This window comes from Planococcus alkaliphilus, from assembly GCF_057031095.1.
Genome location: NZ_CM168060.1, coordinates 1 through 19,095, shown reverse-complemented (window position 1 = coordinate 19,095; position 19,095 = coordinate 1). Strand labels below are relative to the sequence as shown.

The window sequence follows — 19,095 nt, the reverse complement described above, 5'->3', positions numbered from 1 at the left end:
AGGAGAATTTTATGGATATGTTAATGTTCCAACTCAAACGCAACCACTCCATCCCCTTATATAAACAGCTTTACGAGGAAATCAAACAAGCCATCATCAGCGGCAAGATTTCGGTCGGCGTTAAATTGCCAAGCAAGCGGAAGCTTTCAGATTTCCTGGATATTAGCCAGACCACTGTTGAACTGGCTTATGGTCAGCTCGTCGCTGAAGGGTTTATTGAAGCGCGGGACCGGAAAGGTTATTATGCCCAGGCCATTGAAGAGCTGGCCTATTTGGATCTCCCTCAAGAAGAACCGGTTCAAGCGGAGCATTTCGTGTATCACTATGATTTCAACTCAGGGAAAATTGATACACAGTCCTTCCCTTTTGCCGCTTGGCGAAAAATCGCCAAAGAAGTGATGGACGAGGGCAATCACGAACTGCTTCTTTCCGGCCATCCCCAAGGAGATGAAGAACTTCGACAGGAAATTGCCCGTTATCTATTTCAATCGAGAGGCGTAGTCTGCGATAAAGAGCAAATCATCATCGGTTCAGGCACCGAGCAATTGATGCCCCTGTTGATACGGCTGCTGGATAAAAATATCGTCTACGGCTTTGAAAATCCAGGATATCCGCTTACACATAGCATTTTTGCCCACCATGACCGGAAAGCGGTGCCGATTGCGGTAGAAGAAGACGGCATCGATATTAGCGAATTAGAAGGCTCATCAGTGGATGTAGCTTATGTAACGCCGTCCCACCAATTTCCGAGCGGTTCGGTCTTGAGTGCAGCGAAGCGGGCCCAATTATTGAACTGGGCCGCTGCAAAGCCGGAACGGTTCATTATCGAAGACGATTACGACAGCGAATTCCGCTACACAAGCCGGCCCATCCCCGCTTTGCAGAGCATGGATTTGAGCGGACGCGTCATCTATCTCAGCACATTCTCGAAATCATTGATGCCCTCCTTGCGCATCGCCTATATGGTACTTCCAAAACGTTTGCTTACAGCGTATCAACAGACTTTTCTTCATTATTCGTCTTCCGTTCCGCGCACCGATCAACAAATCGTCGCTGAATTTATGAAAGACGGCCATTTTTCGCGCCACCTGAATCGCATGCGGAAGCTTTACAAGAAAAAATTGGAACGGCTGACTTCCATATTGGCCCCGTATGCGCCGGCAGTCACAGTTTCGGGTGAACAAGCAGGCATGCACATCGTCTTGACGGTGCAAACACGCTTATCTGAAAAAGATCTGCTTGAGCTGGCCAAACAGAAAAAAATCCGGGTCTTCGGTTTGGAATCATACGATATTTCTGGCCGAACGCTGACTCCCCCTAAAATTGTCCTGGGATTTGGCGGCTTATCGGAAGCTGAAATCGAACAGGGCATTTCAAAACTTATGCGCTGCTGGGGAATCGATCCCCTTTAAAAGCACAAAAAAGCAGTTCCCTTATTCAAAAGGGGAACTGCTTTTTATTAGAATAAACCTGTAACGAAATCAACTGCTCCAACCCACATGGTAGAGAAAAAGCTTCCGACTGCCTGCATCGATAGAGAGAACCAGTTGGCGCGCTCTACTTTTTCAGTCGTTACGACTTCAGCTGCAGCGTTTTTTCCATTTAGATAGCCATAATCTGTGCCTTCCATTTTTGCCACTTTAACGGAGCCGACCACTTTGTCTTTATCGACGCCTGCTTCCATTTCTCCATCCGTCAGCACGGACTCATCGATAACCAATTCCGGTTTGTAGGAATCTTTGTCGACTGTGCGGATCAACATCGTAATAGGTTCTTTGACTGCGATATTCACTTTGTCTTCCTTGCCCTTCGTAACAGGCAGTGTTTCTTTTCCTTCAAACTGATATCCGGCTGGTACAATTTCCTCTGTAGTAAATTGGCCAAAACCGAAATCAAATAACGCGCGTGTCGCATCAAAACGGGCTTTGTATGAACCGACGCCTTCACTATCGACCGCTTTCATGACAACAGCAATAAGACGTGTGTCTCCACGTTTTGCAGTACCTGTAAAGCTATGTCCTGCAAAATCCGTAGTTCCAGTTTTAAGGCCGTCTACACCTTCATATTCGTAGATCAAGCCAGGAAGCATGGAGTTCCAGTTTTCCATATTCGTTGCATCATCCGTGCCTTCACGGAAAACCTTTTGAGGAATCTTGGTCGTTTCTAACACTTCAGGGTAGGTGTCTAATAAGATCTTCGCCAATAGGGCAACGGAACTTGCCGGCATCACGTTTTCATCTGTAGGGCCTGTGCCTTCTGGCTGCATGCCCATCAAGTCTTTATTGCTCAATCCTGTAGAGTTGACGAATTTTGTATCTTTCAAGCCGAATTCAGCAGCTTTTTCATTCATTAAGCGAACGAATTCGCCTTCTGTCCCCGCAATTGTTTCAGCAATTCCGATTGTCGCTGCATTCGCAGAGTAGATCGCCATTGCTTCATACAACTCTTGGATTGTGTAGCTTTCATCTTTACGCAAAGGAACATTGCTTAAACGCAAGTCCTGGGATATTTTATAAGTGTAATCAGTCACTTTGTATTCTTGGTCCCACGTGATGCGGCCTTCTTCAATCGCTTCAAATAATAAATACTCAGTCATCATTTTAGTCATACTTGCAATTCCAAGCGGCGCTTCAGAATTTTGTTCGTATAATATTTTCCCTGTCTCAGCATCAACCAAAATTGCAGCATCCGCCATTATATTCAATGAATTCTCCGCTTTAGCTTGCTGCGGAATGATAATTGTCGTTAAGAATACAGCCATTACAGTAAGTAGCATTGTCATTTTTAAAACATTTTTCACCTGTATAAATACCTCCATCTATAAGTTTACCCATGCTATTCTATCATATTATATAGGTCCTGAAACAAAAACATGTAAAAAGCACCCTTTGCGCCTAAAATAAGACGAAAAAGGGTGCTAAAAGGTTTATTCATTATGAAATAGAATAGTTAGGCGATTCTTTTGTGATTTGAACATCATGTGGATGGCTTTCACGCAAGCCAGCGCCGGTCATACGGATAAACTGAGCTTCTTCGCGCAAAGTCTGCAAATCTTTTGTTCCGCAATATCCCATACCAGCACGAATGCCTCCCAATAATTGATGGATCGTATCAGATAAAGGCCCTTTATACGGCAGGCGCCCTTCAATACCTTCTGGAACTAATTTTTTAGCATCATCTTGGAAATAACGGTCTTTTGAACCTTTTTCCATTGAAGCAATTGATCCCATTCCGCGGTAAGTCTTGAAACGGCGTCCTTGGAAAATTTCGGTTTCTCCAGGGCTTTCAGTGGTACCTGCAAGCAAGCTTCCTAGCATAACGACATGTCCGCCAGCAGCCAAGGCTTTGATAATATCACCAGAATATTTGATGCCGCCATCTGCGATAATCGCTTTTCCATGTTTGCGTGCTTCTGTTGCACAATCGTAAACAGCTGTGATTTGAGGAACACCCACACCCGCAACTACGCGTGTTGTACAAATCGAACCGGGTCCAATTCCTACTTTAACAACATCTGCGCCTGCTTCAATCAATGCTTTTGTGCCTTCTGCAGTCGCTACATTTCCTGCAATGATGGTTAAATCGGGATACACTTGACGAATTTGCTGCACCATATCAAGAACACCTTTTGAATGTCCATGTGCTGTGTCTAAAACAATTACGTCGACAGAAGCTTTCACTAATTGCTCAACGCGTTTCATCGTATCGGAAGTAACGCCAACAGCAGCTCCAACAAGCAAGCGCCCATGGGCATCTTTAGCAGCGATCGGGAATTCAATTACTTTCTCGATGTCTTTGATTGTAATTAAGCCTTTTAATACGCCATCATTGTCAACGATCGGCAATTTTTCGATTTTGTATTGCTGAAGGATTTTTTCCGCATCTTCTAGCGTAGTACCGACTGGAGCCGTAACTAATTTTTCCTTAGTCATCACTTCATCAATCTGCAATGAATAATCTTGGATAAAACGCAGATCGCGGTTTGTAATAATTCCAACTAATTTTTGTTCTTCTTCGTTATTTACAATCGGTACGCCTGAAATACGGTATTTCCCCATCAAATGTTCCGCATCAAATACTTGATGTGTTGGAGTTAAGAAGAAAGGATCGGTAATAACACCATTTTCAGAACGTTTTACAGTAGTTACTTGTTCCGCTTGTTCTTCGATGCTCATGTTTTTATGGATAATCCCTAAGCCGCCTTGACGTGCCATTGAAATAGCCATCTTCGCTTCTGTTACAGTATCCATGCCGGCACTGATGATAGGTATATTCAACTTTATCGTAGAAGTTAATTCCACCGATAAACTTACGTCTTTCGGCAATACTTCTGATCGAGCTGGTACAAGCAATACATCGTCGAACGTTAAACCTTCTTTTACAAATTTAGACTCCCACATTATGGACACGCCTCCTGCTTCCTTTTAAATATTATTGTAAGGTTATCAGCGCCGCTATGCAGTGTCAAGGAAACCTGAAGAAGAAAAAGTATTCGGACTTCTTGATGAAAGCATTTTTTGATTTTTTCTTTCATTTTTAAAGGGAAACTTTGCGAAGCATAGGATTAACTATCTTGCCTTCTTTATGGTCAGAAATTCAGTCGAATTCCATCTTCCCACTACGCTTAAAAGTTTCAACTTGATAAACTGCACTCATTTTCAATCGTCTTTTCAATTTCTTTTAGAGTATATCCAAAATTAATGAGTTACAAGAAATTTGAATTAACAACAAAAAAAGCCGTTACCGGCTACGGTAACGACTTTCCACGTGCCCAGCGACGTCCTACTCTCACAGGGGGAGACCCCCAACTACCATCGGCGCAAAAGAGCTTAACTTCCGTGTTCGGGATGGGAACGGGTGTGGCCTCTTTGCCATCATCACTGGACTATTTTTTTCAGAGTGACTTGTTCACTCAAAACTGGATATTCGACATTGAATACAGGAAACGCGCTCTTCAGAAAGCCATTTTGGTTAAGTCCTCGATCGATTAGTATTCGTCAGCTGCACGTGTCGCCACGCTTCCACCTCGAACCTATCTACCTCATCGTCTTTGAGGGATCTTACTTGCTTGCGCAATGGGAAATCTCATCTTGAGGGGGGCTTCGTGCTTAGATGCTTTCAGCACTTATCCCGGCCACACATAGCTACCCAGCGATGCCCTTGGCAGAACAACTGGTACACCAGCGGTGTGTCCATCCCGGTCCTCTCGTACTAAGGACAGCTCCTCTCAAATTTCCTGCGCCCGCGACGGATAGGGACCGAACTGTCTCACGACGTTCTGAACCCAGCTCGCGTACCGCTTTAATGGGCGAACAGCCCAACCCTTGGGACCGACTACAGCCCCAGGATGCGATGAGCCGACATCGAGGTGCCAAACCTCCCCGTCGATGTGGACTCTTGGGGGAGATAAGCCTGTTATCCCCGGGGTAGCTTTTATCCGTTGAGCGATGGCCCTTCCATGCGGAACCACCGGATCACTAAGCCCGTCTTTCGACCCTGCTCGACCTGTACGTCTCGCAGTCAAGCTCCCTTGTGCCTTTACACTCTGCGAATGATTTCCAACCATTCTGAGGGAACCTTTGGGCGCCTCCGTTACTCTTTAGGAGGCGACCGCCCCAGTCAAACTGCCCGCCTGACACTGTCTCCCACCCCGATCAGGGGTGTGGGTTAGAATTTCAATACAACCAGGGTAGTATCCCACCGACGCCTCCTCCGAAGCTGGCGCTCCGGGCTCAAAGGCTCCTACCTATCCTGTACAAGTTGCACCAAAATTCAATATCAGGCTACAGTAAAGCTCCACGGGGTCTTTCCGTCCTGTCGCGGGTAACCTGCATCTTCACAGGTACTATAATTTCACCGAGTCTCTCGTTGAGACAGTGCCCAGATCGTTACGCCTTTCGTGCGGGTCGGAACTTACCCGACAAGGAATTTCGCTACCTTAGGACCGTTATAGTTACGGCCGCCGTTTACTGGGGCTTCAGTTCGCACCTTCGCTTGCGCTAAGCACTCCCCTTAACCTTCCAGCACCGGGCAGGCGTCAGCCCCTATACGTCACCTTACGGTTTTGCAGAGACCTGTGTTTTTGCTAAACAGTCGCCTGGGCCTATTCACTGCGGCTCTCTCGGGCTATTCACCCTACCAGAGCACCCCTTCTCCCGAAGTTACGGGGTCATTTTGCCGAGTTCCTTAACGAGAGTTCACTCGCTCACCTTAGAATTCTCTTCTCGCCTACCTGTGTCGGTTTGCGGTACGGGCACCTCCCGCCTCGCTAGAGGCTTTTCTTGGCAGTGTGAAATCAGGGACTCGAGGATGAATCCTCTTGCCGTCACAGCTTAACGTATCAGGAATGGGATTTGCCTCATTCCACGCCTCACTGCTTGGACGCGCACAACCAACGGCGCGCTCACCTTATCCTTCTGCGTCCCCCCATTGCTCAAACGGCGGGGAGGTGGTACAGGAATATCAACCTGTTGTCCATCGTCTACGCCTATCGGCCTCGACTTAGGTCCCGACTGACCCTGAGCGGACGAGCCTTCCTCAGGAAACCTTAGGCATTCGGTGGACGGGATTCTCACCCGTCTTTCGTTACTCATACCGGCATTCTCACTTCTAAGCGCTCCACCAGTCCTTCCGGTCTGACTTCAACGCCCTTAGAACGCTCTCCTACCACGGACCTCAGATGAGGTCCATCCACAGCTTCGGTAATCCGTTTAGCCCCGGTACATTTTCGGCGCAGTGTCACTCGACCAGTGAGCTATTACGCACTCTTTAAATGATGGCTGCTTCTAAGCCAACATCCTGGTTGTCTAAGCAACGCCACATCCTTTTCCACTTAACGGATATTTGGGGACCTTAGCTGGTGGTCTGGGCTGTTTCCCTCTTGACTACGGATCTTATCACTCGCAGTCTGACTCCCAATCATAAATCACTGGCATTCGGAGTTTGTCTGAATTCGGTAACCCGGGATGGGCCCCTAGTCCAAACAGTGCTCTACCTCCAGGATTCTAAACGATTGAGGCTAGCCCTAAAGCTATTTCGGAGAGAACCAGCTATCTCCAGGTTCGATTGGAATTTCTCCGCTACCCACACCTCATCCCCGCACTTTTCAACGTGCGTGGGTTCGGGCCTCCAGTAAGTGTTACCTTACCTTCACCCTGGACATGGGTAGATCACCTGGTTTCGGGTCTACAACTGCATACTCATTCGCCCTATTCAGACTCGCTTTCGCTGCGGCTCCGCCTTCTCAGCTTAACCTTGCATGCAATCGTAACTCGCCGGTTCATTCTACAAAAGGCACGCCATCACCCATTAACGGGCTTTGACTACTTGTAGGCACACGGTTTCAGGATCTGTTTCACTCCCCTTCCGGGGTGCTTTTCACCTTTCCCTCACGGTACTGGTTCACTATCGGTCACTAGGGAGTATTTAGCCTTGGGAGATGGTCCTCCCGGATTCCGACGGAATTTCACGTGTTCCGCCGTACTCAGGATCCACTCGGGAGATCCGAACCTTTCAGCTACAGGGCTGTTACCTTGTCTCGCGGACCGTTCCAGGTCGCTTCGCTTAAATTCGAATTTTGTAACTCCACAATGAGTGTCCTACAACCCCAAGAGGCAAGCCTCTTGGTTTGGGCTGTTCCCGTTTCGCTCGCCGCTACTCAGGGAATCGCATTTGCTTTCTCTTCCTCCAGGTACTTAGATGTTTCAGTTCCCTGGGTCTGCCTTCTCATGTGCTATGTATTCACACATGGATACCGCCCCATTAAAGGCGGTGGGTTCCCCCATTCGGAAATCTCCGGATCATCGCTCACTTACAGCTCCCCGAAGCATATCGGTGTTAGTGCCGTCCTTCTTCGGCTCCTAGTGCCAAGGCATTCACCGTGCGCCCTTTCTAACTTAACCAAGTGGTTTGTTAAAAAGTGGATCCCAATTGGGATCGTGCTTGCATGAATTGCTTGTTTTCATTTGTTTCAATGTCGTTTTATCCAGTTTTCAAAGAACAAGTTTGAAGTCACAAAACAGGCTCACGCCTGAAGGGTGAACCTTCAAAACTGAACGCAAAACGTCAACACAAGATCCGGAGATCTTGTTTCCGAATAAATCCTTAGAAAGGAGGTGATCCAGCCGCACCTTCCGATACGGCTACCTTGTTACGACTTCACCCCAATCATCTGTCCCACCTTCGGCGGCTGGCTCCACTAGGGTTACCCCACCGACTTCGGGTGTTACAAACTCTCGTGGTGTGACGGGCGGTGTGTACAAGGCCCGGGAACGTATTCACCGTGGCATGCTGATCCACGATTACTAGCGATTCCGGCTTCATGCAGGCGAGTTGCAGCCTGCAATCCGAACTGAGAACGGTTTTCTGGGATTGGCTCCCCCTCGCGGGTTGGCTGCCCTTTGTACCGTCCATTGTAGCACGTGTGTAGCCCAGGTCATAAGGGGCATGATGATTTGACGTCATCCCCACCTTCCTCCGGTTTGTCACCGGCAGTCACCTTAGAGTGCCCAACTGAATGCTGGCAACTAAGATCAAGGGTTGCGCTCGTTGCGGGACTTAACCCAACATCTCACGACACGAGCTGACGACAACCATGCACCACCTGTCACCGCTGTCCCCGAAGGGAAAGCCTTGTCTCCAAGGCGGGCAGCGGGATGTCAAGACCTGGTAAGGTTCTTCGCGTTGCTTCGAATTAAACCACATGCTCCACCGCTTGTGCGGGCCCCCGTCAATTCCTTTGAGTTTCAGCCTTGCGGCCGTACTCCCCAGGCGGAGTGCTTAATGCGTTAGCTGCAGCACTAAGGGGCGGAAACCCCCTAACACTTAGCACTCATCGTTTACGGCGTGGACTACCAGGGTATCTAATCCTGTTTGCTCCCCACGCTTTCGCGCCTCAGCGTCAGTTACAGACCAGAAAGTCGCCTTCGCCACTGGTGTTCCTCCACATCTCTACGCATTTCACCGCTACACGTGGAATTCCACTTTCCTCTTCTGCACTCAAGTTCCCCAGTTTCCAATGACCCTCCACGGTTGAGCCGTGGGCTTTCACATCAGACTTAAGGAACCGCCTGCGCGCGCTTTACGCCCAATAATTCCGGACAACGCTTGCCACCTACGTATTACCGCGGCTGCTGGCACGTAGTTAGCCGTGGCTTTCTGGTGAGGTACCGTCAAGGTACCAATAGTTAGTTGGTACGTGTTCTTCCCTCACAACAGAGTTTTACGATCCGAAAACCTTCGTCACTCACGCGGCGTTGCTCCGTCAGACTTGCGTCCATTGCGGAAGATTCCCTACTGCTGCCTCCCGTAGGAGTCTGGGCCGTGTCTCAGTCCCAGTGTGGCCGGTCACCCTCTCAGGTCGGCTACGCATCGTGGCCTTGGTGGGCCGTTACCCCACCAACTAGCTAATGCGCCGCGGGCCCATCCTGCAGTGACAGCCGAAACCGTCTTTCCGTGAAGCCTCAGGTGAGGCTTCAAACTATTCGGTATTAGCACCGGTTTCCCGGAGTTATCCCGATCTGCAGGGCAGGTTGCCCACGTGTTACTCACCCGTCCGCCGCTAAACGCTTGGAGCAAGCTCCAAGTGTTCCGCTCGACTTGCATGTATTAGGCACGCCGCCAGCGTTCGTCCTGAGCCAGGATCAAACTCTCCATTATAGAGTAGTATTGATTGCTCAATGCTGGCGCATCGCCGCCTTTTAAAAAAGACGCGCGATTCGCTTTGATCTGGCTAAGCCTGATCAGTAAGTTGTGGCGCGGGACCCGAAGGTCCGTTGCCGTTATTGTTGACGTTTTGCTGTTCAGTTTTCAAGGTTCATGTTGTCACTGCTTTTTCTCAGCAACTTTATTAGTATAGCTCAATTCAATTTCGATGTCAACAGTTTTATAAAATTTATAATTTCGTTTCAATCAAGTTGTTTTGAGGACGCTTATTAATATACCAAGTAAACAAGCAATAGTCAATAGGTTTGAGAAAAAACTTCTGCAAAGAGTAAAATCTTTTTCTTCAAGGAAACTTCTTCTTTATAGAAGCAGCTCTATTAACAAGACTCAATGAACAAAGTGTTCGCCCACTCTTTATTCAAGGCCAACTGATGAACGCTTCTTTGGACTTCTTTATTACTTTGCAGCTACTAACAATTTGATAGGCAAGAAAAAATCCCACTGGCAATCCAGTGGGATAAAAATTACTCTTCGTCTTCTTCTATTACTTCTTCAACTTCGATATTTTCATCAGCAACTACATCGTCCGCTTCTGTATACACATCCGCTTCAGCGCTTTCTTCAATCAAAGTTGCTTCGATATTTTCATCCGGATTCTCGGATTCTTCCGGAAGATCGATATCTTTTTTCACTTTAGCAACGGTAGCGACGGTCTCGTCTTCAGACAAGCGAATCAACCGGACGCCTTGAGTGCTTCTGCCAGTAGTGGAGATATCGTTCACATCCATACGGATCAAAATGCCATTGATTGTAATAAGCATGATATCTTCTGTGCCATTCACAGTACGAACAGCAACCAATGGGCCGTTCTTATCGGTGATTTGGCAAGTTTTGATTCCCATGCCGCCTCTGGATTGAACACGGTACTCCGCTTCTTTCGTTTGTTTCCCGTATCCTTTTTCCGTAATGACAAGAATGTTATCGCCTGGCTCAAGAATCTCCATGCCGACTACATTATCGCCTTCGCGTAAACGGATGCCCCGTACGCCGCTTGCAGTCCGTCCCATGCTGCGAATATCCGTTTCTGGGAATCGGATTAAGGCGCCGTCGCGTGTACCAATGACAATCTCTTTGGATCCGTCTGTCAATTTAACCGAGATCAACTCATCTTCTTCGCGCAAGCTGATGGCAATCAAACCGTTTTGACGGATGTTTGCGTAATTCGACACCGGCGTCCGTTTGCTCACGCCTTCACGTGTAGTAAAGAAGAAGAATGCATCTTCCTTAAATTCTTCTACTCGGATCACCGCTGTAACTTTCTCGTTCTTCTCGATTTCCAACAAGTTTACTAGAGGAAGGCCTTTAGCTGTCCGTCCGTATTCTGGAATGTGATATCCCTTCTTACGATAGACTTTCCCTTTATTGGTAAAGAATAAGATGGTGTCGTGTGTAGATGTATATAGAAGGTGTTCAACAAAGTCGTCTTCGTTGGTTCCCATTCCTTGTACGCCGCGGCCTCCGCGTTTCTGGCTGCGGTAGGTGTTCGCAGGCAAGCGTTTAATGTACCCATTGTGAGTCAACGTTAAAACAGAATCTTCACGAGGGATCAAATCTTCATCTTCAAACATTTCTGTTCCGCCTGAAGTGATTTCGGTTCTGCGTTTATCGCTGAAGCGCTCTTTCACTTCGAGCAATTCTTCACGGATGATTTCAAGGATGCGATGTTCATTCGCCAGGATTTCACGAAGCTCATCGATCAGTTTTACCAATCCTAGATATTCATCTTCAATTTTATCGCGCTCGAGTCCCGTTAAACGCTGCAAACGCATGTCTAAGATTGCTTGGGATTGGCGCTCAGATAAATTGAAATTGTTCATCAAGCCGTTGCGGGCTTCTTCGGTCGTTTGTGATCCACGGATCAATGCAATGATGGCATCGATATGGTCTAACGCAATGCGCAAACCTTCAAGGATATGTGCGCGGTCTTCCGCTTTCGTCAAATCAAATTGAGTTCTGCGGCGGATGACAACTTTCTGATGTTCTAAGTAATGATAAAGAACTTCTTTCAATCCAAGAACTTTCGGATGGCCATCGACAAGAGCCAGCATATTGATCCCGAAGCTTGTTTGCATCGCTGTTTGTTTGTACAAATTGTTCAATAGTACACTTGCACTTGCATCTCGGCGGACTTCGATGACAATACGCATTCCGTTGCGGTCAGATTCATCGCGCAAGTCCGTAATGCCGTCAATTTTCTTGTCACGCACAAGTTCCGCAATTTTTTCGATCAAACGGGCTTTATTCACCTGGTAAGGAAGTTCGTTTACAATAATGACTTCTTTGCCGTTCGCTTTTGTTTCAATATCGATAACTGAACGGATCATGATCGAGCCGCGGCCTGTTTCATAAGCTCGGCGGATTCCGCTTCGCCCTAGAATAATCCCGCCAGTCGGGAAATCCGGACCTGGGATGAATTCCATCAGTTCTTCCGTTGTAATGGCTGGATTTTCAGCCAATGCCAACACGCCATCAATGGTTTCGCCCAAATGATGCGGCGGAATATTGGTAGCCATACCGACGGCAATCCCTGAAGTTCCGTTTACCAATAAATTCGGGAATCGGCTCGGCAAAACAATCGGTTCTTTTTCTTGGCCATCGTAGTTGTCGCGATAGTCAATCGTATTCTTATTCAAGTCACGCAATAATTCCATGGAAATTTTTGACATTTTTGATTCAGTGTAACGCATAGCTGCTGCTGCGTCTCCGTCCACCGATCCAAAGTTTCCGTGGCCGTCTACCAGCATATAACGATAACTGAAATCCTGCGCCATCCGTACCATGGTTTCGTAAACAGCCGTATCCCCGTGAGGATGGTATTTACCAATAACGTCTCCGACGATACGTGCTGATTTTTTATAGGCTTTGTCTGACGTAATCCCTAAATCATGCATTGCATAAAGGATGCGGCGATGAACAGGTTTTAGCCCATCTCGCACATCCGGTAAAGCGCGGGAAACGATAACACTCATTGCATAATCCAAGAATGAGGTCCGCATTTCCGTGCTTATATTTATTTCTTCAACACCACTGCTAGGCCGTTCAGCCATATCCGCAGCCTCCTCTCAACTCTATATCACTTAAACGTCCAGGTTTTTAACGTATTTCGCGTTTTCTTCGATAAAGTTCCGGCGTGGTTCTACATCATCGCCCATTAGGATATGGAAAGTTTCATCTGCCACCATTGCATCCGTCAACGTAACTTGAAGCAATGTACGGACATCCGGATCCATTGTGGTATCCCATAGCTGGGTCGCGTTCATTTCCCCGAGTCCTTTATAGCGCTGAACATTCGGTTTCGGCGTGCTCGATAGATTCTCAAGCGCCGTCTTCAATTGGGCATCGGTATAAACGTATTCCACATGCTTGCCTTGCTTAATTTGGAATAAAGGCGGCTGCGCGATATAAATATAGCCAGCTTCAAGCAATGGCCGCATGTAACGGAAGAAGAACGTCAGCAGCAATGTACGGATATGGGCACCATCGACATCGGCATCTGTCATAATGACGACTTTATGGTAGCGGGCTTTATCCAAATTGAACTCTTCCCCGATTCCTGTGCCAAGGGCTGTAATGATATTGCGGATTTCAGCATTTGTCAGGATTCTGTCCAAGCGTGCTTTTTCAACGTTAAGAATTTTTCCGCGCAGAGGCAAAATCGCTTGGAAATGACGGTCGCGTCCTGATTTTGCTGATCCGCCTGCCGAATCGCCCTCTACGATATAGATTTCACTGATTTTCGGATCGCGTGAAGAGCAGTCAGCCAGTTTACCCGGCAAGCTGGAAACTTCAAGGACCGATTTGCGGCGCGTGAATTCACGTGCTTTTTTAGCTGCCATGCGGGCATGGGAAGCCATAATCCCTTTTTCCACAATTTTGCGCGAAACGGATGGATTTTCCAAAAGGAATCGCTCGAAGCCAGCTGAGAACAAGTTATTGACGATTGTACTGACTTCCGTATTGCCAAGTTTTGTTTTCGTTTGCCCTTCGAACTGCGGATCTGGGTGCTTAACAGAAATGATTGCTGTCAGTCCTTCACGCACGTCATCTCCCGTTAGATTCGCATCCTGTTCTTTCAACATGCCATTTTTGCGGCCATAATCGTTGATTACACGTGTCAAAGCAGTTTTAAAACCGGATTCATGCGTTCCGCCTTCATGTGTATTGATGTTATTAGCGAATGAAAAGATATTTGCCGCGTATCCGGCATTATATTGCATCGCTACTTCAATAGAAATGCCGTCTTTTTCAGACTCCACAAAAATCGCTTCTTCATGAAGCGGATCTTTTGTTTTGTTCAGATGTTCGACGTACGATTTGATACCGCCTTCGAAATGATAGACCTTTTCTTTTTCTTCGCCTTCGCGCTCGTCCCGGATCACAATCCGTAAACCGCGATTCAAATAGGCAAGTTCGCGTAAACGATGATCCAGAATATCAAATTCATAGACAGTCGTTTCCTTAAAAATTTCTGCATCTGCTTTAAAGCGGATTGTTGTTCCAGTATGGTTAGATTCGCCGATTACTTTAAGTTCTTCCGTAACCGCTCCTCGTTCAAACTTTATATAATGCTTTTTTTGGTCAAGGTTGACATAAACCTCAGTAACTTCAGATAAAGCGTTGACGACTGAAGCCCCAACACCGTGAAGTCCGCCGGATACCTTGTATCCGCCGCCGCCGAATTTACCGCCCGCGTGCAAGACCGTCATAATGACTTCTACTGCCGGACGGCCCATTTTTTCTTGCATGCCGACAGGAATTCCGCGTCCGTTGTCTTCTACACGGATCCAGTTGTCCTGCTCGATCGTTACTTGGATTTCATCGCAGTAGCCAGCCAGTGCTTCGTCTATACTATTGTCCACGATTTCCCAAACCAAATGGTGAAGCCCTTTTGAACTTGTCGAACCGATATACATTCCGGGTCTTTTGCGGACAGCTTCTAATCCTTCAAGAACTTGAATCTGATTTGCATCATAAGATTGTTTAAGTTCATTTTCTTCCATTGCCATTCCGTTCACCTGCTCTTCCCTACAACATTCTATTTCCAAATTGGCTTGCTATAAATTTGCTCGTTAAGATGCTTAACAATTGCTTGCGCCTTCAAAGGCGAACCATAGACGAATTCGTCGGTAACCACGTAAGACTTTACATGTTCTATCGGCACGAGCAGCCGCACAAAAGCAGCCGGCACGTAATTTTCATAATGGATGACAGCGATGATTTCCTTTATACGGATGCTTTGCTCTTTACTAATAGAAATGTAAATGAGCGTTCACTCCTTAACGGTCCCTTTCGATACTTCGAAAAGCAAGGCATTCTGGATCGTTTCATGATGGATGCCTTCCACACTGGTAGTGGTTACAAAAGTTTGGACCGACCCTTTGATGGTATTCAATAAATGGGACTGCCGATAATCATCGAGCTCCGATAACACATCATCCAATAAGAGGACAGGAGCCTCGCCGACTTCCTGTTTAATCAATTCGATTTCTGCAAGTTTCAACGACAACGCCGTTGTACGCTGTTGGCCTTGAGAACCGTAGGTCTGGACATCATAGCCATTTACAAAAAACTGCAATTCATCCCGGTGCGGACCGACAAGCGTGGAACCGCGTTCGATTTCGCGTTTCCGCAATTCTGCCAGTTTCTGCTCTAAAAAAGACGCCATCTCTTCAGGCGTCCATTCGGGCTTTAAACCGCTGATCGGTTGATAGCGGATTTGAAGTTGTTCCAACCCGCGGGAAATGCCGTGATGGATCGGTTCTGCCCATTTTTGCAATAAATCCATGAACTGATACCTTTTTCGGATGATTTTAACGGCAGCTTCAATAAACTGCTCTGTATAGACGTCAAACATCACGTCATTGATTGATTGTTTGCCGTAATGCTGCTTTAAAATATGATTTCTTTGCTTTAAAAGCTTTTGATAAATCAATAGATCGTGCAAATAGACAGGAGAAATCTGCCCAATTTCCATATCGATGAATCGCCGCCGTACTTGAGGGCTGCCTTTGACCAAATTAAGATCTTCAGGAGCAAACATGACCACATTCAACTGACCGATATAATCACTAAGCCGCCGCTGCTCTAAATGATTGACTTTCGCCTTTTTGCCTTTTTTTGACAATATTATTTCTAAAGGCAATTTACCGTATTTACGGTGCACATCAGCCTTTATTTTACCATATTCGGCGTCCCAGCGTATCAATTCTTTGTCATTTGACGTGCGGTGAGATTTTGCCATGGATAAAACATACAGCGATTCCATAATATTGGTTTTGCCTTGGGCGTTTTCACCGATGAATACGTTGATTTCCGGTGAAAACGACAAATCCAGGCTTTCATAGTTGCGGTAATTTAACAGTTCGAGACGGTCAATCCGCATCGAAGCTCATGCCTTCAGCAACAACGATACGAAACTCCCCAACCTCCGGAATTGCCACAGTATCTTCTGGACGAAGTTTCCGGCCTCTGCGATCCTCCGCTTCGCCATTCACAAACACTTCATGTTCACTTAAAAACCATTTCGCCATTCCACCCGAACTGATGGTATCGGTCATTTTCAATAATTGGCCTAATGTGATGTATTCTGTTTCAATTCCTATTTCCTTCAAAATGCACTCATCCTTCGATTCGTAGTCTATCCCTCTATTTTACCCTAAATAGGGTGAAAAGTAAAAAGGATAGCCTATATGGCTATCCTCGAGGGTGCTTTTCAATTTTAGTAGGTCCGGACAGGAAGAATCAGCTGCAAAATCGAGTCGTCTAATGCCGACTTCAAAATAAATGGACGCATCGCTCCTGTGAATTGGATCAGAACATCTTGTCCATCGATTGCTTTCAAGGCGTCCATCATAAATTTCGCACTGAATGAGATTTTCAACTCTTCCCCTTCAATGCTTTGCGCTTGAAGCTGCTCTTCTACTTTCCCAACTTCCGGTGAATTAGAAGAAACTTCCACTTCATTGCCAGCATTTGTGGAGAAACGGACAACATTATTGCGTTCTTCGCGTGCCAATAAAGAAGCGCGGTCAATCGCTTGCAATAATGAACGTCCATTTACGACAACTTCCGTTTTATATTCAGAAGGAATCAGGCGTGAAGTATCCGGATAATTCCCTTCTAATAAACGTGAGAAAAATAAAATATGCTTGGATTTAAACAGGACTTGCTGGTTTGTCATAACGATTTCAACCGGTTCTGACGTATCATCAAGGATTTTGTTCAACTCATTTAAGCTCTTGCCGGGAATGACGACACTGTATTCGCCTTCTGGCAGAGTCTCCAATTTGGTTTTACGGCGTGCTAAACGGTGGCTGTCAGTTGCTACACAAACCAATTCTCCGTCTTTTACCTCCCAATGGACACCAGTTAATACTGGGCGTGTTTCAGAACTTGAAACTGCAAAAACGGTTTCTCTGTTAATAGTTTTCAACAGATCTGCAGGAATTGAAAATAGACGGTCGTCTTGGATATCCGGCAATTGTGGATAATCCATCGCATCCAAGCCGATTAAATGGAATTCGGACTTACCAGAACGGATATGCGTTTGGAAATTTCCTGTAATCTCCACTTCTACTTCATTAGTTGGCAGTTTTCGGATGATTTCACCGAATACTTTCGCTTGAAGGACAATGCTTCCTCCTTGAGAAACTCCAATGATCTGCTCGCCATCTTCTTCTGCTGGAATAAACGTTTGGATCGTGATGTCTGAATCACTTCCTGTCAAACGCATTCCTTCTGATGAGACATCCATTTTGATCCCTGTCAAAATCGGAATCGTTGTTTTTGAACTGACTGCTTTCATTACATCATTTAAACCTTCAACTAAACGTTCACGCTTTATCTCAAATTTCATTATGGAACCTCGCTTATATATATATTTTATTTAGATCTTTAAAGTAATAATAGTAGTAGGGGCTGTGAATATGTGGATAACCCTGAAATAGTGAATAAAAGCAGCTTATCCACATGTAGATAGAATGTGCATAAACTGCTTTGTAACTTATCGGGTTATCCACAAGCGAATCACCCTTTGCCTAGCGCGCTTCTAATATCTTTTACATCTTGCTGGAGCTGCTGATTGTCTTTCAGCATTGTTGAAATCTTTTCATGTGCATGAATCACCGTTGTATGATCTCGTCCACCGAATTCTTCCCCGATTTTAGGCAGAGAAAAATCTGTCATTTCCCTTGATAAATACATGGCGACTTGACGTGGATAGGCAATATCTTTTGTCCGGCGCTTCGTTTTAAAATCTTCTAATTTCACATTAAACTGGCTGCCGACAGCGTTCTGGATGTCCAAAATCGTGATGACTTTCGGTTTCGAATTCGGCATGATGTCTTTTAATGCTTCAGCCGCAAGTTCAGCACTCATATCCCGATTGATCAAGGAAGAGTAAGCGACTACGCGGATTAAAGCCCCTTCAAGTTCACGGATATTCGAGTCGATCGAATTAGCGATATACGTCATGACGTCGTTTGGAATGTCCAAACCGTCGGCTTTCGCTTTTTTGCGAAGAATCGCAATCCGGGTCTCCAGGTCCGGAGGTGTGATGTCTGTAATAAGTCCCCATTCAAAGCGGGATCTCAGGCGATCTTCCAAAGTTGGAATTTCTTTTGGAGGCCGGTCACTCGAGATGATAATTTGCTTCGATTCTTCGTGGAGCGTGTTGAAAGTATGGAAGAATTCTTCCTGTGTCTGCTCTTTGCCTGCCAAGAATTGAATATCATCGATCAAAAGAATATCGACGCTCCGGTATTTATTGCGGAAATCTACGGTTTGGTTATCACGGATCGAGTTGATGAACTCATTCGTGAATTTTTCAGATGACAAATAAACCACTTTGGCATCCGGGTTGTGTTCGAGGACGTAATGTCCGATTGCATGCATTAGATGTGTCTTGCCTAGACCTACTCCCCCATAGATAAACAGCGGATTATACGCTTTCGCCGGCGCTTCGGCCACGGCGAGTGATGCAGCATGAGCAAAGCGGTTGCCGGATCCAATGACAAACGTATCGAATGTGTATTTTGGATTCAACATGCCAGGAAGAAATTCCTGATGCTCATTCTGACCGGGTTTAACGCGAGGTGCAGGAAGTTGAAAATCATCCATATCTTGATCTTTGGGCACGACAAATTTTATCAGCAGATCGTCACCAGTAAGGTCTGATAATATTCCAGTAATTAAATGCACGTAATGGTTTTCCAACCAATCACGTGCAAACGAATTAGGCGCTGAAATTGTGACTGTCTCATTCTGATAAGATAAAAGTTTTGTCGATTTCAACCAAGTTTCAAAACTCGGTTTGGAGATTTTGGTTTCAACTTGGGCTAAGACACTTGACCATAATTCGTCTAAGTGTTCCAA

General features: G+C 46.2%; 9 protein-coding genes and 3 rRNA genes. 1 reads left to right on the top strand and 11 read right to left on the bottom strand.

The window, feature by feature from the left end; translation table 11 throughout:
• Positions 1-11 precede the first annotated feature (11 nt).
• Positions 12-1,412, top strand: coding sequence for a MocR-like pyridoxine biosynthesis transcription factor PdxR (pdxR, locus tag AC2EXB_RS00060; RefSeq protein WP_483602896.1), 1,401 nt, complete (start codon positions 12-14; stop codon positions 1,410-1,412).
• Between the two features lie 47 nt (positions 1,413-1,459).
• On the opposite strand, the gene AC2EXB_RS00055 is transcribed toward pdxR, so the two are convergent.
• The 11 genes from AC2EXB_RS00055 to dnaA all read right to left on the bottom strand — a co-directional run bounded on the left by AC2EXB_RS00055 (position 1,460) and on the right by dnaA (position 19,095).
• Positions 1,460-2,800 carry a serine hydrolase gene (locus tag AC2EXB_RS00055; protein WP_483602894.1) on the bottom strand — a complete coding sequence of 447 codons (1,341 nt, stop codon included), beginning with the start codon at positions 2,798-2,800 and terminating at the stop codon, positions 1,460-1,462.
• Positions 2,801-2,933: 133 nt separating this feature from the next.
• Positions 2,934-4,400, bottom strand: a complete 1,467-nt coding sequence (gene guaB / locus AC2EXB_RS00050; RefSeq protein ID WP_483602892.1) for an IMP dehydrogenase — start codon at positions 4,398-4,400, stop codon at positions 2,934-2,936.
• 369 nt (positions 4,401-4,769) lie between these two features.
• Positions 4,770-4,885 (bottom strand): 5S ribosomal RNA (gene rrf, locus AC2EXB_RS00045).
• Between the two features lie 82 nt (positions 4,886-4,967).
• Positions 4,968-7,901 (bottom strand): 23S ribosomal RNA (locus AC2EXB_RS00040).
• A 206-nt stretch (positions 7,902-8,107) separates the two neighbouring features.
• Positions 8,108-9,657: ribosomal RNA gene (locus AC2EXB_RS00035) — 16S ribosomal RNA — on the bottom strand.
• Together the 16S, 23S and 5S rRNA genes form the textbook arrangement of a ribosomal RNA operon.
• A 530-nt stretch (positions 9,658-10,187) precedes the next feature.
• Positions 10,188-12,770, bottom strand: coding sequence for a DNA gyrase subunit A (gene gyrA, locus AC2EXB_RS00030; RefSeq protein WP_235197742.1), 2,583 nt, complete (start codon positions 12,768-12,770; stop codon positions 10,188-10,190).
• Positions 12,771-12,800: 30 nt separating this feature from the next.
• Positions 12,801-14,729, bottom strand: coding sequence for a DNA topoisomerase (ATP-hydrolyzing) subunit B (gene gyrB / locus AC2EXB_RS00025; RefSeq protein WP_483602890.1), 1,929 nt, complete (start codon positions 14,727-14,729; stop codon positions 12,801-12,803).
• 263 nt (positions 14,730-14,992) lie between these two features.
• Complete coding sequence (gene recF, locus AC2EXB_RS00020) at positions 14,993-16,105, bottom strand: DNA replication/repair protein RecF (protein ID WP_483602888.1); 1,113 nt, start codon at positions 16,103-16,105, stop codon at positions 14,993-14,995.
• Positions 16,095-16,334 carry a S4 domain-containing protein YaaA gene (gene yaaA, locus AC2EXB_RS00015; RefSeq protein ID WP_052649554.1) on the bottom strand — a complete coding sequence of 80 codons (240 nt, stop codon included), beginning with the start codon at positions 16,332-16,334 and terminating at the stop codon, positions 16,095-16,097. Before yaaA ends, recF begins: the two co-directional genes overlap by 11 nt.
• A gap of 107 nt (positions 16,335-16,441) precedes the next feature.
• Complete coding sequence (gene dnaN / locus AC2EXB_RS00010) at positions 16,442-17,578, bottom strand: DNA polymerase III subunit beta (RefSeq protein WP_235197741.1); 1,137 nt, start codon at positions 17,576-17,578, stop codon at positions 16,442-16,444.
• A 170-nt stretch (positions 17,579-17,748) separates the two neighbouring features.
• On the bottom strand, positions 17,749-19,095 hold the full coding sequence (gene dnaA, locus AC2EXB_RS00005) for a chromosomal replication initiator protein DnaA (protein ID WP_235197740.1): 1,347 nt from the start codon (positions 19,093-19,095) through the stop codon (positions 17,749-17,751).